Genomic DNA, 25319 nt, shown 5'->3' with positions numbered 1-25319 from the left:
AGGCAAGCAGAGCCGGAATGAAAACAGGCCGCGCCCGGCTTTCCAGGCGCGGCCCTAAGTCGTTACTTGACCTTCGGATTGATCAGGGCGTCGATCTTCGGATCGCTCATGTTGGCCTTGGTTACAAGATTTGCGCCAGTGTCGACGTTAGCCTCGACCTTTTGCTTCTTGGATGCGGCAAGTGCGGTCTTGATGCCGTCATAACCCATGCGATAGGGATCCTGAACGACGAGGCCGGCCAGAACGCCTGACTTCAGGAAGCCGACAGTTTTGTCGTCATTGTCGAAGCCGATGACCTTGATTTTGTCGCCGAGTTTGTTTTCGGCGATCGCCTGGCCGACGCCTTGCGCCATGATGAGGTTCGAGGCGAAGACGCCGACGAGTTTCGGATTAGCGGTGATCAGGTCGGTCATGATGTTGAGGCCGGTCGTGGCCTGACCGTCCGCATATTTGTCGGCAACGACTTTCAAGCCCGGGTATTTGCTCTTGACCTCGTCCAGGAAGCCCTGGCGGCGTTGGTCGAGCGAGCCGACACCCGGAAGGCTGGTGATGATAGCGACTTCGCCTTCTGCCTTGCCGGTCATGCCCTTGATCGCGGCGGCAAGACCGTCGGCGGCGATGCGGCCGCCCTGCACATTGTCAGTGGTCAAAAACGATACGAAAGCTTTGGAATCGGCGGCGGAGTCGATGCCGACCACCGGCACGGACTTAGCGGCTTCATCCACGGGCTTGCCGAGCGCTTTGCGTTCGGTCGGCGCGATCACGACGGCGGCCGGTTTGCCGGCGACGGCGTTTTCGAGAATGCTGATCTGGCCGTTGATGTCGGATTCAGACTGGGCGCCGAGTTCCGGCACCTTGACGCCAAGATCCTTGCCGGCCTGGCGAGCGCCGGCGAGAACGATCTGCCAGTAGAAGGATGTCGTGTCCTTGACGATGATCGGGATGGTCACATCCGCCGCAAAGGATTGCACCGGCATGGCGACGGCAATGATCGCCGCGCCGGCAAGACCGGCAAAAGTGCGGCGGGACAGAAGGGATTTGGCGATGTTCATTGATTTCTCCTCTCAACGCGCTCTTTTCCTGCACACCGGCCGTTGAACGCTTGCGGCTCGGTATCGTGAGTACCGGATGGGCTCACGCATCGCGGAGATGTTTGCTGCGCATAATCTTATCCGAAATCCGGTTCACACCTTTCGGGGTCATGCGGTACCATCCACGCCAAAACAGGCTTTCCTCCTCCTCGGATCCGTCTTTCCCGACGGTCCGATAGCTCCTTATCTTCCTTTCAAACCCGGACGGCCTCATCTCCCAAGGGTGGTGCAATCAGGGTCAATCCTTCGAATTCCGCATAGAGACTGGCCGGAAGCTCAGGCTCCACGAGCTCCATATTGCGGATGAGACTTGCCGCTTTCGCCGTGCCGATCAGCACTGAAGCGACGCAGGGGTGGCGAAGCGGGAACTGAATTGCCGGCGCGGCAAGCGGCAGACCATGGCGCCGGGCAATATGCTCCATCGCCCCGACCTTGGCCAGAATATCCGCCGTTGCCGGAAGATAGTCGAAATGTGCGCCCGGCACTGGGCCGGTTGCGAGAATGCCGGAATTGAAAACGCCACCCACCACAAGCGATGTGCCTTTTTTCTCGCAAAGCGGCAGCAGCTCGGCCACGGCCGAACGGTCGAGCAGGGTATAGCGGCCGGCCAAAAGGATGCAGTCGATATCGGCTTGGCGCATAACGTCAAGGCAGACGGGCACCTCGTTGACGCCGAGGCCGTAGGCCTTGATCGCACCCGACGACTTCAGCTCCTCCAATGCCTTCAGTCCGGAACCGAGGAGTTGGCCGAGATGGTGTTCATTCAGCGTCTTGCCGTGGGTATAGCCGCCGATGTCGTGAACATAGAGGATGTCTATTCGGTTGAGGCCGAGGCGGGCATAGCTGAACTCCACCGACCGCATGATGCCGTCATAGGAATAGTCGTAATCCGCATCGAAGGGCAGGGGATCGACATAGCCGTAGCTCGGCACCTTGTCGGTCGCGACAGGCCGCATCAACCGCCCGACTTTGGTCGACAGGACGTAGCTGTTTTCCGGCTGGTCGCGCAGGAAATCGCCGACGCGACGTTCACCGAGACCGAAGCCATACCAAGGCGCAACGTCGAAATAGCGGATACCGCTATCCCATGCCGCCTGCAGGGTTTCCATGGCCTGATCGCGGGGGCAGGCGCGGTAAAGGCCGCCGAGCGCTGCGGCCCCGAAACTGATTTCGGTGACCTCCAGGCTTGTCCTGCCGATTCTTCTCCTCTTCATCACCTCTCCCTTGTGATGATTGGTCGACTTTTCCGCTGTACTTGGCTCATTGGGAAGCCGGGCACGGCGGTGTGGCGTGCGTTGTTTACCTAAAGCGTCGCTCCGAGATGCCAGGGGACAAACTCGTTGTCGCCGTAGCCGAAAGCTTCGCTCTTCGTCTTCTTGCCGGATGCGATCTCGATGATCAATTCGAAGATCTCACGGCCCTTGCCCGATATCGTTGCCTCGCCGGTGGCAATGGTACCGCAATCGATGTCCATGTCCTCTTCCATAGCTTGGTAAAGCGCCGAATTGCTCGACAGCTTGAACGACGGCGCCGGACGAGAGCCGAAACAGCTGCCGCGGCCGGTCGTAAAGGCGATCATATTCGCACCGCCCGCCACCTGACCTGTCGCCGAAACAGGATCATAGCCGGGCGTATCCATAAAAACGAGCCCATGGTCCGTTACCCGTTCGGCGTAGCTATAGACGGCGGTGAGCGGCGATCGCCCGCCCTTGGCGACGGCACCCAGTGATTTTTCCAGAATGGTCGTCAACCCGCCGCGTTTATTGCCGGGCGACGGATTATTGTCCAGCGAAGCACCATGCAGGGCGACATACTTTTCCCACCAGTCAATTTTTGCGTCGAGCTTGGCGGCAACGGCGTCATTGATCGCACGGCTGCGCAGCAAATGTTCGGCGCCGTAGATTTCCGAGGTTTCGGACAGGATCGCCGTGCCGCCGGCGGCTGCCAGCAGGTCGGCGGCAGCGCCCAGCGCCGGATTGGCCGTGATGCCTGAAAAACCGTCCGAACCGCCGCATTGCAGGCCGACGATGATTTCGCTGATCGAGATCGGCTCGCGGCGCGCCTGTCCGACCTCCTCGGCGATTTCCTTAAGGACACCCATGGCAAGCGCCACCGCGCGGCGTGAGCCGCCGGCATCCTGGATGTTGAAGTGCCGCTTGCTGGCGCCCGCGCCGCTCTGGCCGTAAAGCGTGAGCTGATTGACTTCGCAGCCGAGCCCGATCATCAGCACGCCACCGAAATTGACGTGGCGCGTATAGCCGGCAAGCGTGCGGTGCAATGTCTCAATGCCGTCGCCGGTCGAGCTCATGCCGCAGCCCTGGTCATGCACGATCGGCACGAAACCGTCGATGCCGTCGTAATGCGGCAGGAGCGTACGGTTTGCCTCTTCGGCAATGGCGCGGCAAACCGTGGTGGAACAGTTCACGCTGGCGATGATGCCGACGTAATTACGCGTCGCAGCACGGCCATCGGCGCGGCGGTAACCCATGAAGGTACGAGCCTTGTCTGCCTCCGTCGCCGCTTCCGGCGCTGCATTGGCAGTTGCCGGCAGACGATCGTTTTCGAAGTGCAGATTATGGCTGTGGACATGATCGCCGGCCTTGACCTCGGCTGTCGTGCGGCCAATGGCCTGGCCGTATTTCACCACGGGCATGCCGATGGCGATGTCGCGAATGGCGAATTTATGACCGGGATCGATCTTGTCCCTCGTCAGAACACCGTTGGCGGCCGCGACGCCCGCTGCAATCGCCGCCGTTGCCACCGCGACGTTGTCGCCTTCCGATAGAAGGATCCAAGGTTGGCTGTTCAACGTCTTCTCCTGAACAATCTTGTTTTTCGGCGGGCGCCAAACAGGCTATCGTCGATTGATTTTGTTTTTTATCTACAATAAACATTTTTGTGTCAACGAGGAAATCGCTGGTCGGTCCGTGAGGCGTTCGACGAAAAAAGCGTGGGCGCCATCGCGACGCTTCCAGCAGCACTGCCGCATTGGACGGGCAATCGAGCATGGTTCAGACATCGCCGCCTATCTGGAGCCGCCGACTATAAGCGAGGGGGAAAATGGCGAGACAAAACACGCTCTTCAAGGATGCGTACAATCGCTACGTGGCCGGTCTGACGCCCGACGCCGCCTTGCCGACCGAGCCTGAAATCGCCGCCGAGCTCGGCATCAGCCGCAGCACGGCACGCGCTATCCTGCTGCGTCTAAGTGACGCTGGCATCATCCGCTGGAACAAGCGGCAGAAGATCGTGTTGCGCCAGCCGACCGAGGAAGATTTCTTTCCGGAGGAAGAAACCAATTCGCTGCACAACATCATCGAGCGCAGTTTCATGCTGCGAATCCTCTCCGACGAAGCGCAGCCCGGCATGCAGATCAACGAGCTGGAACTGGCGCGCGAAATCGGCACCGGGACCTCGGTCGTGCGCGAATTCCTCATCCGCTTCAGCCGTTTCGGTTTGATCGAAAAGCGGCCGAACAGCCATTGGATCTTGAAAGGTTTTACGAGCGAGTTCGCTCTGGAACTTGCCGATGTGCGTGAAATGTTCGAGCTGCATTCGGCCGGGGAGTTCGGGCGCCTGCCCGCAGAACATCCTGCCTGGGCCGCTCTTGCCGCCATCAAACAGGAACACTACGACCTGCAGGACGATTTCGATGAGCGCTATCGTGATTTTTCGCAGCTTGACGAGCGCTTCCACCTTCTCATTCATCGCGCCTCGAACAATCGTTTCATCGCCGATTTTTACGATGCTATCGCGATGGTCTTCCACTATCACTATCAGTGGAACAAAGCTTTCGCCCGGGCGCGAAATTTTCGCGCCATCGTTGAACATCTCGATTATATCGAAGCGCTAGAATCGCGCGACCCAGCGCGCATCGACAGGGCTTGCCGCACCCATCTTTCCTCAGCGCGACAGACGCTGCTGCAATCCATTCCGCAGAATACGAGCGAGGTCGTCGGTTCGAACGCTCAAAATGGCTGAGGCTAAACGCATATTCGCCAGCGCCGCGTTTAAACGGCACCGGCGAAAGCTTGCTGACACCGAGAGCGAGGTTATCTCACGAATTCCCTGATTTTGTAGGCGACTTCCGTCCGATTCGTCGCATTCAGTTTCTTCATGATGTTGCGGATGTGTACTTTGACGGTGCTCTCGCAAAGGTCCATTTCATAGGCGATGATTTTGTTTGCCTTGCCGCGCCGAAGAGCTTCGGCGACGACCACTTCGCGCGGCGTAAACAGACTGTCGGCGCAACGGGTTCCGCTGGTTACGGAGGCGATGACCTCTTTGGCCGCCAGAATGCTGCTTGCCGGCACGAATACGCCGCCTGCGCGTGCGAGAGCTACGGCCTCCGCGGCGACATTGATTCCGACGCTGGTCGGAATGTAACCGCGAGCGCCGCATTCCAGCGCTTTGAGTAGCTGCGCGAGCTCGTCGCTCTCGGCCCCGACGATGACGGGGCTTGCCTTGAACCGCTCCGCGAGGGCGGAGATTTTATCGCTGACGTCTGCATCCGAAACCTTACGTCCGCCGATCATGAAAAGGATCGCGGATGGTTCGCTTTGCATACGGCGCTTCTGCCATTCTTCGAATGACCCGACGGTGACGATATTCATGTTCTCGTCATATTCCGTCAGGCTCCGGGACAGGCATTCTCTGTCCAGGGCGCGTGCATCGATTAGCAGAAGATAGTCCTGGCATTCGTCGGTGCTGGCCGCGCTTGCCGCGGTGAAAGCCCGCAATGAATCCGAAGCTCGGACTGAAATAAGACGGGTTGCCGTTTCTGTTCCAAATTTCTCATTCGCTAAAGACTGCCTGTCCATGGCCATTACTCCTTACTCCACACGTGGCCTCTATTCTTTTGAATTCCTGTGAATAGGCAATATTTCAAAGTAACTGAATAGATACGCTGAACCAAACCGATAGAATTCGCTTTGACTCATAGCATTCCTCCTAACTTCGATTTGAAATTACCTTGCTCACAAAATCGATAATTGCTGATTCTATTTATGACGACATTAACATATGTTAATAAGATCTAAAAATATTCGCCTCACGATTGTTTTCGACTTGAAACAACGCGAGTGCGCTCGCTAAACACCTTAAATCATATGCGGCTTGAAATAGGTTTCATCGAAGTCGACGAGCTCTGTGAGCTTGTGACGGTCCAGAAATTCGACGATGCCGTTGCGGAACGACAAAAGCCCACCCACCCGCATGTCTCTCAGAACGCGGTTGATGTGCACCGTCGACAGACCGACGGCGTCGCCGATATCGGCTTGCGTCAAAGGGCATTCGAAGCCGTCGAAATTCGGCTTCAGCCGTGATGGGCCAAGCCTCGTCGCCAGCTCGAGCAGCAGGTGGCCGGTGCGCTCCAGCGCGTCGCGTCGACCGATATTGGCAAGCCGCTCGGACATACGTGCCTGCCGCCGCATCATCTCGGTCAGAACGATGCGATAAAGGCGCGGAGAAACGTCCATGCTTGCATGGGAGGTGAAATCCGGGAATTCCATGACGGTGACCTGCGAGAGAGCCTGTACCGTCTCGCGCGCCAATTCAACCGAAGGTGTAGAGATCATGTCGCCGCGGAGCGCAAACTCGATGACGATGCGCGTGCCGTTCGGCAGCATCTTGCTGGAAACCGCCCATCCGCTGACGAGAAAAAGAAGACGCGGTGTATCGTCCTCATAATCGTAGATGGTTTCGCTGGGAGCATATGTGCGCGGAATGCCGCCAGTCAGCTCCGACTTTTGACGGTAAACATCAGGACTCAAGGCCTGAAGACGCCCTATGGAAACCTGCGTGGTCATACAATGCCCCCGAACTGCATACCATATCGGGAAGGTTCCGATTAACCTGTCCCTGAAGGTATATCACGTTACGTATGGCAAGTATATAGCACGCAACTTTCGGCCTGGCTCGTAATCTATATTGCTTATGTGAATTCTCGTCAAAATCACACTGCGGTTAGTTTAGTTGTCATATGCTTAAAACATCCAAAGTTGATCATTATACGCGGTAATTACTCCCGATTTGCTTTGTATTAATTCGACGTCGCGGCGCGATGATCATTTAGTATTACAGGTGATATCCCAGCGACAATATTCTGATCCTTCCGGGTGAGATTCCGACGCATATCGGCAATCCCGGCTTCGGCCTGCGACATAATCGTCCGATGGCGCAATGGATCGATTCCTTCCGAATCAGCCGCTCTCAGCAGTCTGGCGATATCGGACGGAGAGGTTGCGCCGCCATTGAGGAAAGAGGATTGCCGGCCCACCGAGCGGAAGAAGCCCTCGACTTTCTTGTCCCAGCCAAGGCCGACATGCGGGATCCCCAAGGAATAGGCTGCGATACAGGCATGCAGCCTGTGGGCAAGGACGACGTCGGTCGACAGAAGAATTTCAATCAGCTCTTCCGGCAAACGCGGACGCGGGGCGAGCTGGAGTGAGCCGGTGGCGGCGAAGCGCTGCATCGAAGCCTCATCCCATATCCGCTTGGCAAAGGCCTGGTCCTCGCTGGCGCCGTTGCAAAACAAGCGGACGCGGTATCCATCCTGAGCCAACAGTCGAATGAGATCCCGATATTCGGCGATGTCCGTCAACGGGATGGCCGAGGCCTTCTGGCTCGCATGCCGTTTTAAAATGACCGGTTCAGTCACGCAAAGGCCGACTGTCGGCTGGTGTCTTAAGGGTGCCGAGTTGCGGGTCTCGCTGACAAGCGCTCGGGTCAATAATCCCGGATCGTGAACGATCTTGGCTGCCGGCCCTTCCGGAAAATGATGACGCCAACTGTCTTGGGCGAAGCTGTCGCGAACCGAGAGGTGGACGAGATTGGTTCGCTTCAGTCGGCCAAAAAGGCGCGCCGCCGGCGCGGACCAATGGCCGCTGACGCCGACTGCATAGATTGCCAGTGGCCGATTATGTCGCCTGACACAATCGAGCACGGTGCCGACTTTCATCGGAAAATTCAGATCGTCATCCTGAAAGAGATTGCCGCCGCCGATCACCACCGCATCAGCCGCTGCAATCTTGGCGTCCCATTGGCCGCGCAACTTCCGCAGCGTGCGCCCCAGGACGTAGCTCACCGCCCAACGCCGCGCGAAAGCGGGCAGGCGGTGCAACACCTTCAAGGCCTGTTGACGCCGACCGTTTGCGCCGATACCGAAACCTTGACGGCCGGCGAGATCGATCGTCTCCACCTCGATATGGCCGGGTCCGTTGGCGAGGCCAGCCTCGACACATTGGGCCAGGAGGCCGTCTCCAAGGTTCTCGCTGTATTTGACATTGAATACGACGATCTTCACTGCAATCTCCCCCCAACTGCGATCGGCTGCATGCGTGCCGCTGGCGCGTTCGTCGCGCGGACCCGAGATCGAGCCGTAAGGGCGGCGACGCTGCCTGCGAGAATGTAAAACATCAATCCGAGATCATAGACGGTGCCCGAAGTGGCCGCGGACACCAGCACCGTGATGATCCCGGCCTTGGCGGCACGGGCAACGGCCGCGGCTTGGCGATCAGGCAGGCGCCAAGGTCGGGTGTCGGCTTTCAGGATAAGCACCACGAAGAGCGCAAAGATCGTCGCACCGAGTACGCCGAGATTGGACAACAGCACGAGGCCGAAGCTCGATGCGCGCGCACTGCCTAATCCGGCGCCGAAGCCGCTCGTGTCCACAAATGTCTGATAGGCCATCGCGTTCCACATGAAGCGCTCGCGCCCAGACTGGCTGTCGGCTTTCGAGAACAGCATCTCGTTCAGAAAGTCGTGCAGGCCGTTGGCAAGATCAGGCATTGCGATCAGGACAAACAGGATCACCAGCGGCATCGCGGCCAAGATGGCGACGATCATGACGGGGCGTCCGGCACCTGGTTCGTGGCGCGAAGCCAGAAACGATTGCAGGCAAAGAACCGGCAGCACCAAACCGAGGCCGACCAGGGCGGTCGCCGAGGTCGAGAGGATGAGGGCCACCAGAAGCAAGCTCGCAATGATGCCGGTGGCGCGGGATCGGATGCCGCTGAGCCACAGGCTGGCGATCATCGCGAAGAGCACAAGCGTGAAATCGGCAAAGGCCGAAGCCTCCGGGAATGTCCCGGAGATCCGCTTCAAGCCGCCTTTTTCGGCATTCGTCAGCAGCGCGTAGTTGGCGGTGCGCACGAATCCGAGAAGAAATTCGGTGTGGCTAAAATAAGTGATGATATCGGCAAGGGCGAAACCGAGGTTGACGCTTGAGACCACCAGCATGCCATTGATCAAATTGGTGGGGGTGCCGCCCTTGCGAATGAAGGCTGCAGTGGCTGCAAAGCAGACGAGGCCGCCTAAGGCATAGACGGACTGGGTGATATTGTTCGACGAGAACTGTAACGGCACCAGCGAAATGAAGTTGTGCCCGCCGATGGTCCGCTCGACGGTCATCGTCGATGTCATGCCTTGAAAAAGGCGCGGGAAAAAGACCGCTGTCGTCAGGCCGAAGACGGTCAGCACCAGAAGGCAGAAACCGGGACCTGGCGGCGCCAAGGCTGCAAAGATCGGACCTTCGCCGTAGGCCAGAAACAATCTTATGAAAAAGAACAGCAGAAAGAGGCTCGGCACCAGGACCGATGCGCCACCAAGGCCGGGCACGCTAAACGCTGCAGCGGCACCGAACACCGTGCACAGGATCATCACGGTAAACGACCACCGAACGGGCGCAGCCAGCATTGCCATGCCGACGACAAACGTTATTAACCCCATGAGATTCATATGCGGTCTGCTCCGAAATATCGTCTATTTCACCATGGCAAAAACTATCACGGCGCTGATTGGCTTGTATTTCCGCCGCGCCTAAGCCCTTTGGGGTACTGCATAAACCGAAATGGGTTCTTTCCCCGCCGAGCGCCGTTGCGTTAGCGTCAGGGCATGGATCACGCTTCGTTCAAACATATGCGACCATGGTCGATCGGCCGCCGCGGGTTTCTGCGCGCTGGCCTTGGCGCGACACTTGCGTTGCTTGGCAGTGGCGTTGCCGTGCAAGCGGGCGACACGGGAGATGCGCTCGACCTCAGCCAGATGACCCAGACTTTCGAGGATAATTTCGACAGTCTCAGTGTCTCCCCCTGGGGGCCAGGCACCCGCTGGATCGCGCACACACCCTGGAACGGCGATTTTGGCGGCGCCCACTTTACCGACCCCAAGGGTGATTTCCCCTTCAAGACGGAAGACGGCATGCTGCGCATTACGGCGGCGCGTAACGCCAAGGGCATTTGGCAGTCTGGTCTGCTTGCCTCCGTCGATGCGAAAGGCAACGGTTTTTCTCAGGAATACGGCTATTTCGAAATGCGCGCCCGGCTGCCGGATGGCCCTGGCGTCTGGCCGGCATTTTGGCTGATCGGCAAGGACCGCTCGAAAGCCACCGCCGAAATCGATGTCATAGAATATTATGGCGACAAGCCGGGCGCTTATTCCGCCACCGTGCATGTCTGGCACCGCAACGGCAAACATGACTCCGATTTTTCCCGCATCAATGTTTTCGGCGATGCGAGCCCAACGGACATGCACACCTATGGCGTAAAGATCGATACCGATTTCATCCGCATGTATTTCGACGGCAAATTCGTCTGGAAGACCAAGGTTCTGCCGGAACATCGCCAGCCGATGTATATTCTTTTAAATCTCGGCATCGTCGACAGCATCACCAAAATGGTGGCTGCGGACCCCTCCTTCATGTTTGTCGATTACGTCAGGGCCTATCAGTTCAAGTAGTCAGCCGGCGTTGATGCCTTCCCGTGCGTCGACACCCCGTGGCCCACGCTTCTCGACCAGCGCAGAATCGCAACCCTTTCCTCTCTCGGGGGAAGGGGTATTTTTCGCGCGTCAAGCGCCAGGGTTCCGTCACCCGTAATGCTTTTGGCCAGCCCGCGTTTACCTCGGCCGCCTCCTCCGACGAAATGTCTACGTCGGCTAAGGCTTAAGACTTTCGTTGAGGACGGCGGTCATCCCAATGATCAACTGGTGATTTTCCGACAGCGTGAAATTCTGCAAGCGACGATGACGCACGCATTTCGTGCCGTCGCAGGCAGCAAACGCAGCCCGGAGCAAAGCGATGATCGATTTCGAACCTGAAGAGAAAACCAATTTTGCCGTAACCATGCATTACGACAGAGACCGCAGCCTGCATGACATGGTGCGCGAGCAGGCTCAGGCCGTTCCGCACGCAACGGCAGTCGTCTTCGGTGACACGGCGCTCAGCTACCGCGAGCTCGACAAGGTCTCCGACGCGTTGGCTGCCTATCTCGTAAAACTCGGCATCCGCAGGGCCGACATCGTCGGCCTGTTCCTGCCGCGCAGCCTCAACGCTATTGTCTTAAAGCTCGCCATTCTGAAGGCCGGCGGCGCCTATCTTCCGCTCGACCCTGCCTTTCCGATCGAGCATCTCGACTATGTCATCGGCGAGTGCGAGCCGAAGGTCATCTTCGTCGATTCCGCTTACTGCGAGAAGATCAGCGCCGTTCCGAGCATGCGCGGCAGGGTTATCGAGGCGAGTGCGATCATTGCGGAAATGACGATCAGCCCGCCTCAGCCGAGACCTTCGGTAAAAATCGGCGGCGAGGATGTCGCCTATGTCATGTACACATCCGGCTCCACCGGTCGGCCGAAAGGCACCGCGATCGCCCATCGCAGCATCGCGCGCGTCGTGCTGGATCAGACCTATGCCGAATTTCTGCCTGACGACGTGGTCCTTCACACCGCAACGATTGCTTTCGACGCGGCGACCATGGAGATCTGGGGGGCGTTGCTCAATGGCAGCAAGATTGTCGGCATGCCGGACACAAGCTTCTCCGTGGCTCGGCTCAGCAGCCTCATACGCGAGACCGGCGTCAGCATCATGTTCCTGACGACGGGGCTCTTCAATCTGTTTGCCGATCATGCCGACGGCGATCTGCCGAAGCTTCGCCACGTTCTTTTCGGCGGCGAAGTCGCATCGGTAGTTCATGCGCGGCGTTTTCTTGATCGCCATCCCGGCTGCAAGCTCACGAACGTCTATGGACCGACCGAAACGACGGTATTCGCGACAGCCTTCGAAGTACCTGCAGACTTTTCCGGGCAGGAACTGCCGATCGGCAAGGCGATCGCGCATACAGGCGTTGCCGTCCTCGACGAGCAATTGCGCGAAGTGCCTCCGCAGACCGAGGGGCAGTTGGCGATATCGGGCGACGGTCTTGCGATCGGCTATTTCAAACGTCCGGATATGACCGCGGAGAAATTCGTGACGATCAGCACGAACAGCGGACAAAAGCGATACTATCTGACGGGCGATCTCGCGATTTTGCAAACGGACGGCACGGTCGCCTTCAAGGGGCGGCGCGACCGTCAGGTCAAGATCAACGGCAAGCGTATCGAACTCGATGAGATCGAGGCGACGCTGAAGCGCGACCCGCGCCTGGCCGACGGCATCGTCCTTTGCCACGTCCAAAGCCCGACCCTGAAGCGCATCGTCGCCTACCTGTGCCCTCGTCTCGGGATCGTGGGTGCGGGTCCCGATTTCGTACCAAGCGTGATGGCGGCGCTGCGCGCGGCGCTTCCGGCTTACATGATCCCAAGTGCTGCCGTGGTGGTCGATGCGTTTCCATTGACGCCGGCCGGCAAGGTCGATCGCTCCAAGCTTCAACCGCCGCCGCTGGAATCCATCGAAATTGCACCGGACGCTATCGCTAAGAGCCAGACGGAGACGCTCCTGACAAGGCTCTGGCAGGACGCGCTGGGAACCGGGAAAATCGATCTCGACCGAAACTTCTTCGATCTCGGCGGAACCTCGCTACAGCTCATGGAAATCCATGCGGGCCTTGAGGCCGAGTTCGAACGTTCCATCGACGTCGTTGCCTTGTTCAAGCATCCGACGATCCGCGAATTGGCCCGCTACGTCGACGGTAAGGCTTCCGGTTCGGCGCGGGCGATCGCCGCCGCCCAGCGTGCCGCTCTTCAGAGAAAGACCATGTCCCAATTCCGCAGGAGTTCTTCATGACGAAAAATCATGACACCGGTCGTGCCTATGACGATGAGACTGATTTCGATGACGATCAGAATTGGGACAATCAGGAATCAGGCGGTATCGCGATTATCGGCATGTCCGGCCGGTTTCCCGGGGCGCCATCGGTAGATGCACTTTGGCAACTCGTTAGCGAGGGGCGGGATGCCTTTTCGCAATTCTCGCCGGAAGAATTGGAAGACGCCTTTACCGACGAAGAGCGTGCGCAAGCGAATTTCGTTCCGGCCCGCCCGCATCTGCGTGACGTCGAGATGTTCGATGCCGATTTTTTCGGCATGTATCCGCGCGAAGCCGCGGTGACCGACCCACAGCATCGGGTCTTCCTGGAGATCTGCTGGGAAGCGCTCGAAAACGGTGGCTACGATCCGCAGCGCTATCCGGGAATGATTGGTGTCTTTGCCGGCTCCTCGATGCCAACCTATCTCATCAACAACGTTCTGGGCGACCGCGCCAAGGCGGAAGAATTTACATCCAACTACCAGATTGGCTGCTTCCAACAGCTTGTCGGCGCACTCAATGACACGCTTGCAACGCGCATCGCCTACAAGTTCAACTTGCGCGGCCCCGCCTTCACGCTGCAATCGGCCTGCTCGACCTCGCTTTTGGCGGTGTCGCAGGCCTGCCAGAATTTGCTCACCTATAGCTGCGACATGGCGCTTGCTGGCGGTGTTTCCATCACGATCCCGCAGAGACGCGGCTATATCTATCAGGAAGGCGGCATGGCTTCACCGGATGGCACTTGCCGCCCGTTCGACGCGAATGCCGCGGGGACCGTCTTTGCCAGCGGCGCTGGCGTCGTCCTTCTCAAACGCCAGGAAGACGCACTGCGGGATGGCGATCATATCTATGCGGTGATCCGCGGTTACGGCGTCAACAATGACGGATCCGACAAGGTCGGCTTCGTCGCGCCGAGCGTCGAGGGCCAGGCCGAAGCAATTTCCGCAGCTTTTGCAAATGCCGGGGTCTCACCCGCAACGATCGGTTATGTCGAATGCCATGGCACAGCGACACCGCTAGGTGACCCGATCGAATTCAGCGGCTTGAAGGGCGCTTTTTTGGACGATCCTCCGGCGCCGGCCAGCTGCGCGCTTGGATCGGTGAAGGGCAATATCGGCCACACGGATGCCGCCGCCGGCGTCACCGGGTTGATCAAGACGGCATTGGCGCTGGGCAAGGCCAAGATTCCGCCGATGGCCAACTACGAGAAGCCAAATCCACGCATCAATCTCGATGGCAGCCCCTTTTACATTCCGACCGAAATGACCGATTGGCCTGAAACGGAGGGACCACGCCGGGCCGGCGTCAGCGCATTCGGCGTCGGCGGCACGAACATTCATGTCATCGTGGAGGAACCGCCGGTTCGTCACGGCGAGCCCGCCGATGAGCGTGGAGGGCCGTATATTCTGCCGCTCTCGGCAAACAATCCCGCCGCGCTTTCGGCAATGCGCGAAAATCTCGGCGACCACCTCGCCAAGATCCCCGGGCTGCCTTTGGCGCAACTGGCACACACTCTGCAGGCGGGCCGGCGTGAATTCGATCACCGTCTCGCAATCGTCGCCAGCACAACTGAGGACGCGATCGATCGCCTGGCGGCGGAGCGCTACCAGCCGCTCGTGGCCTCGGATGAACCGCCGGTGGCTTTCATGTTTCCGGGGCAGGGTGCGCAATATGCCGGCATGGGCGCCGGCCTTTACGATTCGGAGCCGGAATTCGCGCGCTGGATCGACCGCGGCGCTGAATTGTTGAAGATGACACTCGGCGTCGATCTGCGCGACTATATCTGCCATACCGGCCACGTGACGCAGGCCATGGCCGACGAGCAGCGCGAGACACGCATCGCCCAGCCCTGCCTCTATCTGGTCGAATATGCGCTGGCGCGGCTGTGGTTGAGCCGCGGCGTGAAGCCCTATGCGATGATCGGCCACAGCGTCGGCGAATTCGTGGCCGCAACGCTTGCCAATGTCATTTCCTTCGAGGATGGCTTGCGGCTGGTCGCCAATCGCGGGCGACTGATGCAGAGCCAGCCGCACGGTGCAATGGTGTCCGTGCGCGCCGACGCCGAGACCGTGAAGGTGCATCTGCGGGGCAATGTTGAAATCGCGGCGATCAATGCGCCGAAGCTCTGCGTCATCTCGGGACCGTTCGATGATATCGACACGGTTTGTGCCGGGCTCGAATCGGCCGGCATTGCCTTCAGCCGGCTGCATACCTCCCATGCCTTCCACTCGTCGATGATGGATGAAGCCACTGTCGCCCTGCGTGAAGAGACGGCCAAGACCACCTATGGCACTGCCACCATGCCCTATATTTCCTGCGTCACCGGCGACTGGCAGACTGGCGAGCGGGGAACCTCGCCGGACTATTGGGCGACACATTGCCGCGACGCAGTTCACTTCGCCGATGGGCTCGTGACACTCTGCCGCGGCCGAAAACCGGTACTTCTCGAAGTCGGTCCCGGCCGAACGCTCTCGGTCTTTGCCGCGCAGACGATCGGCCGTGACGATCTCGCTGCCATCGTGCAGTCGCTTCCCGAGCATGACCGCGCTTTTGCCGCCTCAGAAACCCTGGCGGAAGCACATGGCAAGCTCTGGATGGCCGGTTGCACACTGGAATGGCCGAGCCTGCCCGCCGGCGCAAAGCAGCGCCTGGCCCTGCCAACCTACCCGTTCCAGCGCCAGCGCCACTGGATCGATGCGCCGCAATCCGCACGCCGCGCCTCGAGCCAACCGGCTCTGCCCGCTCAAGTCCCTGCGCTTGCTGCCTCTCCCGCAGCCGATGTCAACCTTGTCGATGAGAACCAAGCCATGAACGCTGTAACACCACTTTCCGTTTCCAATCGCGTCCTCACACTCGAGACCTCCCTGTTGACCTTGCTCAGTGACATGTCGGGCGAGACGCTGGGGCCAAGCGAACGGGCTGTAACCTTCCTCGAACTCGGTTTCGACTCGCTGTTCGTCGGGCAGTTCGCGCAGCGCCTCGAGAAGGAATACAAGGTCAAGCTCTCCTTCCGCGAGCTACTCAGCAACATTCCTTCCGTCGCCGATCTCGCACTGCATCTCGACTTGCAGCTGCCGCCGGACGCTGTGAAGCCTGTCGAGGCACCGCTGGCGATACCGGTTGTCGCACCCGCCGCGGCCGTTGCCGCGGCACCGTCACCGGTCACAATTCCGGCAGTGCTTCCAGTCGCACCGATGCCGGTTGTGTCGACCGCTTCACCCGATCTGGCAGCCGTGCTGCAATCGCAGATCCAATTGGCACAGTCGCTATTTGCCCAGCAGTTGCTGATCCTGCAAGGCAGCACCGCGATCGTCCCGCCTGCCGCCGCGGCGCCAATGCCCGCAGCGCCACCGGCGCCAGTCGCTGTAGCCGCTCCCGCATCTGCCGTTGTAACGGCGGCCAAGCCGGCCACGGATGCGGCAGAAACCGAATTCGGCACGGAACGCATCAAGCTCTACCGCCCGGGCGCAAAGAGCCTCGCTCCGGAAATATCCAACGCCAAACGTGCCTTCATCGCCGATCTGACGACTGCCTACGAAACGAAGAATGCCAAATCCAAGGCATTCACCAAGGACAATCGCCATTGGCTTGCCGACCCGCGCACGGCCTCCGGCTTCCGCGCTGACTGGAAGGAAATGGTCTTCCCGATCGTTTGCGACCATTCGAAAGGCGCGCATATCTTTGACGTCGACGGCAACAAATATGTCGATCTGGTCAACGGTTTCGGGCAGACCGCCTTCGGCCATGCCCCGGACTTCGTCATCGATGCCATCAAGGCCCAGGCCGATATCGGCTTTGCCATCGGCCCCCAGACGTCGCTCGCTGGCGACGTGGCCGGGATGATCGCCGAGGTGACCGGCCACGAGCGCGTCACCTTCTGCAACACCGGCTCGGAAGCTGTCATGGCCGCCATGCGTCTCGCCCGTGCCGTCACGGGCCGTGACCGTATCGTGGTCTTCGCCAACGACTATCACGGCCAGTTCGATGAGGTGCTGGTCAAGGGCCGCAACCGCGCAGACAAGCCGATCGCCCTGCCGATCGCTTCGGGCATTCCGATGGGCTCCGTGTCCAATATGACGGTGCTGCGCTACGGCGCTCCGGAAAGCCTCGATTTCATCCGCGCCAATGCCGATGACATCGCGGCCGTCATCATAGAGCCGATCCAGAGCCGGCATCCGGAGTTGCAGCCAGTCGAATTCGTCCGTGAGCTGCGCGATGTCGCCACCAAGTCTGAATTCGCCCTGGTCTTCGATGAAGTCGTCACCGGCTTCCGCGTCGATCCCGGCGGCATGCAGGCGATCTGGGGCATCAAGGGCGATATGGCGACCTATGGCAAAGTTGTCGGTGGCGGCATGCCGATCGGCGTTCTGGTTGGAAGCTCGCGTTTCATGGATGCTCTCGACGGCGGCCACTGGAATTACGGCGATGACTCCGTTCCCATGACCGCCCCGACTTTTTTTGCCGGCACATTCGTGCGTCACCCGCTGGTGCTTGCCGCAGCGCATGCCGTTCTACACCACATTAAGGGTGAGGGGGCGGCACTTTACGGCCGCGTCGCGGAACGAACCCAGGCGCTTGTCGCTGAAATCAAAGCGGATCTTGCAAGGCGCGGCATCGCCGATGTCGTCCACGGCTACAAGAGCTGGTTCGCCACCGACTTCAGCAGCCAGGATTCCCTTGGCGCACTGTTCTACGCCCAGATGCGCCTCAACGGTGTCCACATTCAGGACGGTTATCCCTGCTTCCTGACAACGGCCCACAGCGAAGACGATTTCCAGACGATCGCCAAGGCCTTCCGCGACAGCCTTGATGCCCTGCAGTCGGTGGGTATCCTCGCGCCTGCCGCAGATAGGCCAACCCCAGCACTCGAAACGAAAATACCAGCTGCAGCGCGCGCGCCGCGGCCGCAATCGGCACCGCTGACGGAGGCGCAGACGGAAATCTGGCTGGCTGCACAGGCAGGCGACGAAGCCTCATGCTCTTTCAACGAGTCTTTTTCGCTGAAGCTCGAAGGCGCTTTCGATGAGAGGGCGTTCCGCAAGGCCCTCGATACGGTCGTTGCCCGCCACGACGCGTTCCATATCCGCTTCGACCGCAGCGGCCAGTTCTTCCATTTCATTCCGGATTTCAAGCTCGATGCACCGTTGGTCGATGGCGCCGATGAAGCCCAGCTGCGGCAAATCGTCGAAGATGAAGCGTTGACACCCTTCGACCTCGTGAACGGTCCGCTGGTCCGCGCCAGCATCGTCAAGCTCGGTAACGACAAGCATGTCTTCGTCTTCACCGGCCACCACATCGTCTGCGACGGCTTTTCGATCAACGTCTTCGTCGACGAGCTGTCGACCGCCTACGCGGCCTATCAGCAAGGAGACACGCCGAACTTCGAACCGGCCCTGTCCTTCGCCACCTATTCGACCGACTTCGCGCCGAAGCCGGAGAAGTCTGGAGCAACGGAACAATTCTGGCTCGACCAGTTCAAGACCATTCCCGAGCTGCCGGAAATGCCGCTTGACCGGCCGCGTCCGGAATATCGCAGCTTTGCCGGCGGAACCTGCACAGGCTTCATCGGCGAAGAGGTCTACAAAACGCTGAAGAAGGCGGGCGCAAAATCGGGTGCGACGCTGTTTTCGACCCTGCTTGCCGCCCTGCAGGTCACGATCTCGCGGCTTTCGGGCCAAGAGGATATCGTCATCGCCATTCCCTCTGCCGGCCAGAGCCTGATCGGCGACCAGATCCTCGTCGGGCACTGCGTCAATCTCCTGCCGTTACGCCAAACTGTGACGCCGGCGGAATCCTTCGTCACCCATCTGAAGGCGACGCAGCAATTGGTCTTCCAGGCCTTCGAGCATCAGGATTACACCTACGGCACGCTGGTGCGCAAACTCGGCATCAAGCGTGACTCACGGCGCCTGCCGCTCACCGAGATCCAGTTCAACCTTGAGCGTATGGCCGGCGGCTCTGCTTTCGGCAACCTCCAGCCCTCGATCGAGCCGAACGCCAAGGCGTTCTCCAACTTCGACATGTTCTTCAACATGATCGAGGCTCCGGATCACATTCGCATCGACGTCGATTACAACGCCGACGTCTTCGACCGCACCACCATCGAGCGCTGGATCGGTCATTTCTCGACGCTGGCTGCAGCACTCGCAAGAGACATGGATCACCGGATCTGCGATCTGTCGCTTTTGACGACGGACGAAAAAACCTGGCTCATCGATGGTCTGAACCATACGGCGATGGAGTACAATCACGACGAGTTCGTCTTCTCGCTCTTTGCCCGCAAGGCAGCGCAACTTCCAAACGCTATTGCCGCCGAACATGATGGCCATACGATCACCTATGGTGAACTGGAAACCCGGTCCAACCAGCTTGCTCTCTATCTGCAGATGGCGATGCCGGAACCCGGCCAGCGCGTCGCGCTTCTGGTCGAGCGCTCGCTCGAAATGATCGTCGCCCTTATCGCGGTCATGAAGGCCGGGCACACCTACGTGCCCATGGACCCGGCGCATCCTGAGCCGCGGTTGCGTCAAACGCTGGATATCGCCCGTGTCGGCGGCGTGATTTGCGACAGCGATGCAATGGAGCACATTGCAGCCTCGGGCACGCCCGTCATCCGCGTCGACAAGGATGCCAAGGCGATCGGTTCGATGGCAGGTGCGACATTGAGGAACCTGCCGACCGATACCACGGCTCCCGCCTATATCATCTTTACGTCAGGCTCGACCGGTATGCCGAAGGGTGTCGAAGTATCCCACCGTGCGCTGACCAACTTTCTTCTCTCCATGGGGAAGGAACCCGGCTTCACGGCCAATGACACGCTGATCGCTGTAACGACGATCTCCTTCGATATTGCCGGGCTGGAAATATACCTGCCCTTGATCTCCGGCGGAAAGGTCGTCATCGCCAGCCGCACGCAAGTCCAGGACGGCTTTGCACTGGTGAAACTGGTCAATGATCACAATGCCACCGTACTGCAGGCGACCCCGACACTCTGGCAGATGTTGACCGAGGCAGGCCTCAAGGAGCGCGCGAACCTGAAAATGCTCTGCGGCGGCGAGCCGCTGCCGAAAGAACTGGCGAAGTCGCTTCTTGCGATCGGTGGCGAGCTCTGGAATATGTACGGCCCGACGGAAACCACCATCTGGTCGTCGCTGCAGCGGATCACCGATGCGGATCAGCCGATCACGATCGGCCACCCGATCGCCAATACGCAGCTCTATATTCTCGATCAGCACAATGGCATCGCGCCGATCGGCGTCACCGGTGAGCTGCATATCGGGGGCGACGGCCTGGCGAATGGCTATTTCGACCGGCTCGATCTAACCGAAAAAGCCTTCGTGCCGTTCTGCTTCGCCGTCGGCCGGCCGAAGCGGCTCTATAAGACCGGCGATGTCGGACGGCGCCTTGCCGACGGCTCGCTGCAATTGCTCGGCCGGCGCGACCAGCAGATCAAGTTGCGTGGCTTCCGCATCGAGCTCGGCGACATCGAAGCCGTCGTCTCCAAGGCGGAAGGCGTTCGCCAGTGCGCCGTCGTCGCGGCGCAAAACCAGAAGGGCGATCGCTCTCTTGTCTGCTACGTCGTCCCCGCCGTCAGCGGAATCGAGCTTTCGCCAGCCGATCTTTCCGCCTATGCCAAGGCTAATCTGCCTGGCCATATGGTGCCGAGCTTCTGGGTGACGGAAAGCGAGCTGCCGCAGACTGCCAATGGCAAGCTCGACCGCAAGACCCTGCAGATGCGAGGTGTCCCGCAGCGCGAGGCCGCGCCTGTGAAGGCAGAACCGAAAACGGAGACGGAGCGGCGGCTGCTGACGATCTGGCAGGAAGTATTGAACCTCGGCGACATCAGCGTCGACGACAATCTCTATGCGCTCGGCGCCGACTCCTTGACGATCTTCCGCATCGCCGCACGCATGCTCGAAACCGGCCTGTCGCTGGAGGCGAAGCATCTGCTGCGCCATCCGTCCGTGGCCGAGCTGGCGGCCTTTGCCGACAGCCGCGCAGAGACAGCCGCCGATCCGGTTCAGTTCCACGTTCCATCATTGAAAGACTTCCGTAACGGCGCACGCCGCGGAATGGAGAGGGCAATATGAGTACTGTCGAAAATAGCCCCGTAGGCCAGGTTGCCGATCTGGAGATCATCGGCGAGTTTCCCTGCACGCAGACACAATTGCGCTGCTGGATTCTCGACCAGCTACTGCCTGGCAATCCAGCGCTCAATGTTGCCGTCCGCTGGGAAATTCGCGGCGCGTTCAAGGCCTCCACCATCGAGGCAGCCTTTCGCAAGGTGATCCAACGCCACGAAATCCTCAGGACGCGGTTCATCGAAAAGGAAGGCCAGCCTTTTCAGCAGGCCGTCGACAGGATCGATTTCAAGATGTCGGTGATCGATCTGCGCAGCATGGCGTCTGATCAGCGCCAGGCGAGGATTATGTCGATCGGCGAGGAGACCGCCCAGGCTCCCTTCGATCTCGGCAAGCCTGGTCTCTTCCGCGTCTCCTTGTTGATGGCCGAAAATGACCGCGGCGTTCTGCTGATCACCGCCCATCAGAGCTGCTTCGATGGCTGGTCGATCCGTGTGCTCGGACGGGAAGTGGGGGAAATCGCCGCCGCAATCGACGCCGGCCGCCAGCCCGTACTGCCAGAGCTGCCGCTGCAATATGGCGATTATGCCCTCTGGCAGCAGGAATATCTGCAGAGCTATGGTTTTGAGACGGAGAAGACGTTCTGGCGCGAGAAACTCGTCGGTGCGCCTTATTTCGAAGTCGCGCCAGACCATCCGCGCGGTCGCGTGAAGACCAATCACGGCAACATTCTTTCCATCGCACAGCCTATCGCCTTCAGCGAGCGCATGGATGCCGCCGCACGCGCTCACAGGGTCTCGCAATACAGCTATGGCGCCGCCATCATCAGCGCCATGCTGCATCGACTGACGCAGGCCCCGACCGTGATGTTCGGTTCGCAGGTAGCAGGTCGCGAACATGCCGATCTCGAAGAGCTAATCGGCGTTTTCATCAACAACCTCGTGCTGCGCTTCGACTTCTCCCGCGACATTTCATTCGCGCAGCATATCCATTCGGTCAGCGAGACGGTGGAGGGAGCGCTAAACCATCAGCGGATGCCGTTCAACAAGCTGGTGGAACTGATCAATCCGGTCCGCGATCCCTCACGCAATCCGCTGATCTCGGTGAACTTCAACCTGCAGAAGGCGTTCCTGGAAGACCACCGCTATGGCGGGTTCGAGCTCATCAGCTCGCCGTCGCAATCGCCAGGCGTCATCTACGATCTGAGTTTCATCATGATCGGTCGCCCGTCTGGTTGGCGAATGTCGATCGAATATAATGCCGACCTCTTCGAGGCGAGCACCATCGAAAGCTTGCTGCAGCTCTGGCAGAAGGCCTATGAGATCTCTCTCGACCATCCCGACGCATTGCTATCGTCGCTGCCCGTTCCCGAACGGCAGGCCGTTGCTGCCGCTAAAGGCGCATCCGCCGGGCTTGCCGCAAGCCATGCCACGGCCGATACGCCGCTGGCAAAGAAGATGGCAACGCTTGCAGCCCTCTGGCAGGACATTTTGCAAGTTCCGCAGGTGTTGCCGAAGGACGATTTCTTTGCGCTCGGCGGTCACTCGTTGCTGGCGTTGCGGCTGTTATCGGCAGTTCGGGATAAATTCCACGTCCAGCCGACGCTCGCGCTTCTGTTCAAGGAGCCGACACTCGAGGGCTTCGCCGCCGCGATCTTCGATACCGTGAAAACGGAAGAGACTGCCGCCCCGATCGCCAATCCCTGGGATTTGATCACCTGCAAACGCGGCACAGGGCCGGCCTCGGTTTATACGCTAAACCATCCCTTCCTCTATTACCGCCTGGCAAACGAATTGCCGGATACGGTGTCGGTCCACAACGTCAACATGTTCAATACCGATCTCGGTGATCTGGCCAGTCTGCGGTTCGAGGATATCGCTCGCTATGCGGTCGATGCCATGAAGATCGACGTGAAAGCCGGACCGGTTGCCCTCGTCGGGCTCTGCGTCAACGGCACGTTGGCCATCGAGGTAAGCCGGCAGCTGCGGGAGAAGGGCGTTGATGTCAGCTTTACCGCTATGATCGACTCATGGGCGCCAGGCTACTTCCGCTCGCTGCCAAAAAGGGAGCAGAAGCGATGGAACAGGGAGCGGCGAGTCAAACGCCTCGCCTATTTCACCAAGAAGGTATTGTCGGGCCGGACGCCGCTGATCGTATTTCTCAAGGAGTTCAATTTCTCGCTGGCGCTTCTGAAAATGTTCGGCGTCAAACGCGGGCAATATACCCCTGAGGAAGAGGCCAATGCGGCGGTCACGGATCTGCTGGTGGCGGCTGCGCGCAACTACAAGCCAGCGCAGAACAAGGACCCTTCGGTGATCCTGCTGCGCAGCCAGGCCAATCATCCCCGCGCCCGTAAGCTACTGTTCGGCTGGGGCGATGCTGTGGCGGCAGATACGACTGTTCTCGACATCGAAGGCTGGCACGAGGACTCGGTGGCCGAACTGGCATCGGCCATCTCCAAGAAGTTCGGCGGCGCCTAGGCGCCGCCTCGACAGATATCCGGCGAAACCGCATAGGAAACGCGACTATGGATATGACCAAGCCTTTGAGGATCGGTGTTCTTGTCGGGCACAGGGACGGCTTCGAGAATTGGGAGCTGATGGTCTTCGACCGGATCCTTGCCGATCCGCGCTTCGAGCTCGTTACCTTGCTTGTCCACCCGCATCCTTTCGGCGATCGGACGGCCTCGTCGCTATTTGCGTTGGAGGCACGGCTGGAGGGTAAATTCCTCGCCCGGCAGCCTGCCTATAAGCCGAAGCGTTTCGACGTCGGCCGGCAGCGCATCGACTATCTCGACGCCATCAGCGGCCGCGACACCACCGCTGGCAGCGTCGCCTCCGCATTGCTCAAGCGCCTCGATCTCGATCTGGTCATGCGTACCACGCCCGAAGGCTTGCCCGACGATGCGACAAGGGCTCTGCCATTTGGTGAATGGGCCTTCAATTTCTCCGACCAGCAATCGGAGCATGCCGATTGGTTCAGCTATGCCGATGTCATTGCCAGGGCACCGACCACGGACCTGATGCTTTATTGCAAGCGCGGCGGTGAAACGCAGCTTGCCCAGATCACAACCTCCTCGTTCAACATCAAGTTCAGCGCGGCGCGCAATGCCGCCTTCGTGCGGGAGCGCGGCGTGACGCTTTTGATGCGCGAACTCGGGCGTTTGGCCGATACGCGCCAGCTCGATGCGACGCCAGGCTTGCGCCCGACGGCTATATCTGCTCCATCATTCGGCGACCTCGTTCGCTATACCGGCGCATTATCAGGTTATCTCTCAGCAAAAGCGCTTAAGCTATTGAAATCAAAGCTGCACTTCGGTTCATCTATCTGGACTCTCTATACCGGTCGTGGGCGGATCGATGATTTCGATCCTAGCCAGGCGATCGAAATCCCGCCGACCAAGGGCGACATCAAGGCCGATCCCTTCCTCTTCCAGCATGATGGCGAGTGCTATCTTTTTTACGAAGCCTATGCCGATGGCGACCGCAAGGCGCACATTGCCGTCGGCCGCTTCAACGGCGACACGGTGGAGCGGCTCGGCGTTGCGCTCGATTGCCCGCACCATCTTTCCTATCCGTTCGTGTTCCGCGATGGTGACGACATCTTCATGATGCCGGAGACCCATCAGTCGCACCGTCTCGAAATCTGGCGCTGCACCGAATTCCCATTAAAATGGGAGCTCTATTCCACCGCCCTCGAAGGCCAATCGGCTGCAGACAGCATTCTGACGCGTCACGGCGGCAAATGGTGGCTCTTCACCAATCTGTCGGATCATCACGCTTACGAAGATCACTGCAACGAGCTCTACCTCTTCGAGGTCGACGGCCCGGAACTGAAGCGCGTTGTGCCGCACAAGCGCAATCCCGTCGTGATCGGGAGCACCGTGGCCCGCAATGCTGGGCGCATCTTCGAGCGCGATGGCAAAATCTACAGGCCGTCGCAGCGAAATTCCCACGGCCTCTATGGCTACGGTCTGAACATCATGGAGATCGAAAAGCTCACGCTCGATGATTATCGCGAGCGCTGCATCCGCACGATCACGCCCGACTTCAAGACCGGACTTCTCGGCTGCCATCATTTCGATGCAGCGGGTGGGCGCTATATCCTGGATGCGAGATTGAGCATTTAGGC

At 59.6% G+C, this 25319-nt stretch carries 13 protein-coding genes; 6 read left to right on the top strand and 7 right to left on the bottom strand.

Going from position 1 to position 25319, the window contains the following annotated elements; all coding sequences use genetic code 11:
• Positions 1–62: 62 nt before the first annotated feature.
• The 3 genes from PY650_RS10320 to PY650_RS10310 all read right to left on the bottom strand — a co-directional run bounded on the left by PY650_RS10320 (position 63) and on the right by PY650_RS10310 (position 3900).
• Positions 63–1052 carry an ABC transporter substrate-binding protein gene (locus tag PY650_RS10320; RefSeq protein ID WP_285879086.1) on the bottom strand — a complete coding sequence of 330 codons (990 nt, stop codon included), beginning with the start codon at positions 1050–1052 and terminating at the stop codon, positions 63–65.
• Positions 1053–1285: 233 nt separating this feature from the next.
• On the bottom strand, positions 1286–2305 hold the full coding sequence (locus PY650_RS10315) for an aldo/keto reductase (protein WP_285879085.1): 1020 nt from the start codon (positions 2303–2305) through the stop codon (positions 1286–1288).
• A gap of 89 nt (positions 2306–2394) precedes the next feature.
• The gene (locus tag PY650_RS10310) at positions 2395–3900 is read right to left on the bottom strand and encodes a UxaA family hydrolase (protein WP_285879084.1); all 1506 of its coding nucleotides are present in this window, start codon (positions 3898–3900) and stop codon (positions 2395–2397) included.
• 251 nt (positions 3901–4151) lie between these two features.
• On the opposite strand from PY650_RS10310, the gene PY650_RS10305 reads away from it, so the two are divergent.
• Entirely contained in the window at positions 4152–5072 is a 921-nt protein-coding gene (locus PY650_RS10305; protein WP_285879083.1) for a GntR family transcriptional regulator, read from the top strand.
• A 71-nt stretch (positions 5073–5143) separates the two neighbouring features.
• Here PY650_RS10305 and PY650_RS10300 read toward each other — a convergent pair whose 3' ends face one another.
• From PY650_RS10300 to PY650_RS10285, 4 genes are all read right to left on the bottom strand, one after another.
• Entirely contained in the window at positions 5144–5911 is a 768-nt protein-coding gene (locus PY650_RS10300) for a response regulator transcription factor (RefSeq protein ID WP_285879082.1), read from the bottom strand.
• Positions 5912–6190: 279 nt separating this feature from the next.
• Complete coding sequence (locus PY650_RS10295; protein WP_285879081.1) at positions 6191–6898, bottom strand: Crp/Fnr family transcriptional regulator; 708 nt, start codon at positions 6896–6898, stop codon at positions 6191–6193.
• Between the two features lie 233 nt (positions 6899–7131).
• Positions 7132–8394, bottom strand: coding sequence for a polysaccharide pyruvyl transferase family protein (locus tag PY650_RS10290; RefSeq protein ID WP_285879080.1), 1263 nt, complete (start codon positions 8392–8394; stop codon positions 7132–7134).
• A complete protein-coding gene (locus PY650_RS10285; protein ID WP_285879079.1) occupies positions 8391–9827 on the bottom strand; it encodes an O-antigen ligase family protein in 1437 nt (478 codons plus the stop codon). The genes PY650_RS10290 and PY650_RS10285 overlap by 4 nt, the downstream gene beginning before the upstream one ends.
• Before the next feature lie 156 nt (positions 9828–9983).
• Here PY650_RS10285 and PY650_RS10280 point away from each other — a divergent pair, with 156 nt between their 5' ends.
• From PY650_RS10280 to PY650_RS10260, 5 genes are all read left to right on the top strand, one after another.
• A complete protein-coding gene (locus tag PY650_RS10280) occupies positions 9984–10826 on the top strand; it encodes a glycoside hydrolase family 16 protein (RefSeq protein WP_285879078.1) in 843 nt (280 codons plus the stop codon).
• A 340-nt stretch (positions 10827–11166) separates the two neighbouring features.
• Positions 11167–13086 (top strand): non-ribosomal peptide synthetase, encoded by a 1920-nt coding sequence (locus PY650_RS10275; RefSeq protein WP_285879077.1) that lies wholly within the window; start codon positions 11167–11169, stop codon positions 13084–13086.
• A complete protein-coding gene (locus PY650_RS10270; protein ID WP_285879076.1) occupies positions 13083–21197 on the top strand; it encodes a non-ribosomal peptide synthetase/type I polyketide synthase in 8115 nt (2704 codons plus the stop codon). The genes PY650_RS10275 and PY650_RS10270 overlap by 4 nt, the downstream gene beginning before the upstream one ends.
• Positions 21194–23668: a condensation domain-containing protein gene (locus tag PY650_RS10265; protein ID WP_285879075.1), complete on the top strand. Its 2475-nt coding sequence runs from the start codon at positions 21194–21196 to the stop codon at positions 23666–23668. Before PY650_RS10270 ends, PY650_RS10265 begins: the two co-directional genes overlap by 4 nt.
• A gap of 47 nt (positions 23669–23715) precedes the next feature.
• Positions 23716–25317, top strand: a complete 1602-nt coding sequence (locus PY650_RS10260; RefSeq protein ID WP_285879074.1) for a glucosamine inositolphosphorylceramide transferase family protein — start codon at positions 23716–23718, stop codon at positions 25315–25317.
• The last annotated feature ends 2 nt before the right edge of the window (positions 25318–25319 follow it).

The sequence above is a fragment of the Martinezella calliandrae genome, assembly GCF_030272695.1.
Classification (GTDB): domain Bacteria; phylum Pseudomonadota; class Alphaproteobacteria; order Rhizobiales; family Rhizobiaceae; genus Rhizobium; species Rhizobium calliandrae.
The sequence above is the reverse complement of the archived record's forward strand: the minus strand, read 5'-3'. Positions and strand labels throughout refer to the sequence as shown.

What these genes read in the sequence shown, in the direction of transcription:
- PY650_RS10320 (WP_285879086.1), bottom strand. Translation starts at nt 1,052, where the DNA reads ATGAACATCGCCAAATCCCTTCTGTCCCGCCGCACTTTTGCCGGTCTT.
- PY650_RS10315 (WP_285879085.1), bottom strand. Translation starts at nt 2,305, where the DNA reads ATGAAGAGGAGAAGAATCGGCAGGACAAGCCTGGAGGTCACCGAAATC.
- PY650_RS10305 (WP_285879083.1), top strand. Translation starts at nt 4,152, where the DNA reads ATGGCGAGACAAAACACGCTCTTCAAGGATGCGTACAATCGCTACGTG.
- PY650_RS10300 (WP_285879082.1), bottom strand. Translation starts at nt 5,911, where the DNA reads ATGGACAGGCAGTCTTTAGCGAATGAGAAATTTGGAACAGAAACGGCA.
- PY650_RS10295 (WP_285879081.1), bottom strand. Translation starts at nt 6,898, where the DNA reads ATGACCACGCAGGTTTCCATAGGGCGTCTTCAGGCCTTGAGTCCTGAT.
- PY650_RS10285 (WP_285879079.1), bottom strand. Translation starts at nt 9,827, where the DNA reads ATGAATCTCATGGGGTTAATAACGTTTGTCGTCGGCATGGCAATGCTG.
- PY650_RS10280 (WP_285879078.1), top strand. Translation starts at nt 9,984, where the DNA reads ATGGATCACGCTTCGTTCAAACATATGCGACCATGGTCGATCGGCCGC.
- PY650_RS10275 (WP_285879077.1), top strand. Translation starts at nt 11,167, where the DNA reads ATGATCGATTTCGAACCTGAAGAGAAAACCAATTTTGCCGTAACCATG.
- PY650_RS10270 (WP_285879076.1), top strand. Translation starts at nt 13,083, where the DNA reads ATGACGAAAAATCATGACACCGGTCGTGCCTATGACGATGAGACTGAT.
- PY650_RS10265 (WP_285879075.1), top strand. Translation starts at nt 21,194, where the DNA reads ATGAGTACTGTCGAAAATAGCCCCGTAGGCCAGGTTGCCGATCTGGAG.
- PY650_RS10260 (WP_285879074.1), top strand. Translation starts at nt 23,716, where the DNA reads ATGGATATGACCAAGCCTTTGAGGATCGGTGTTCTTGTCGGGCACAGG.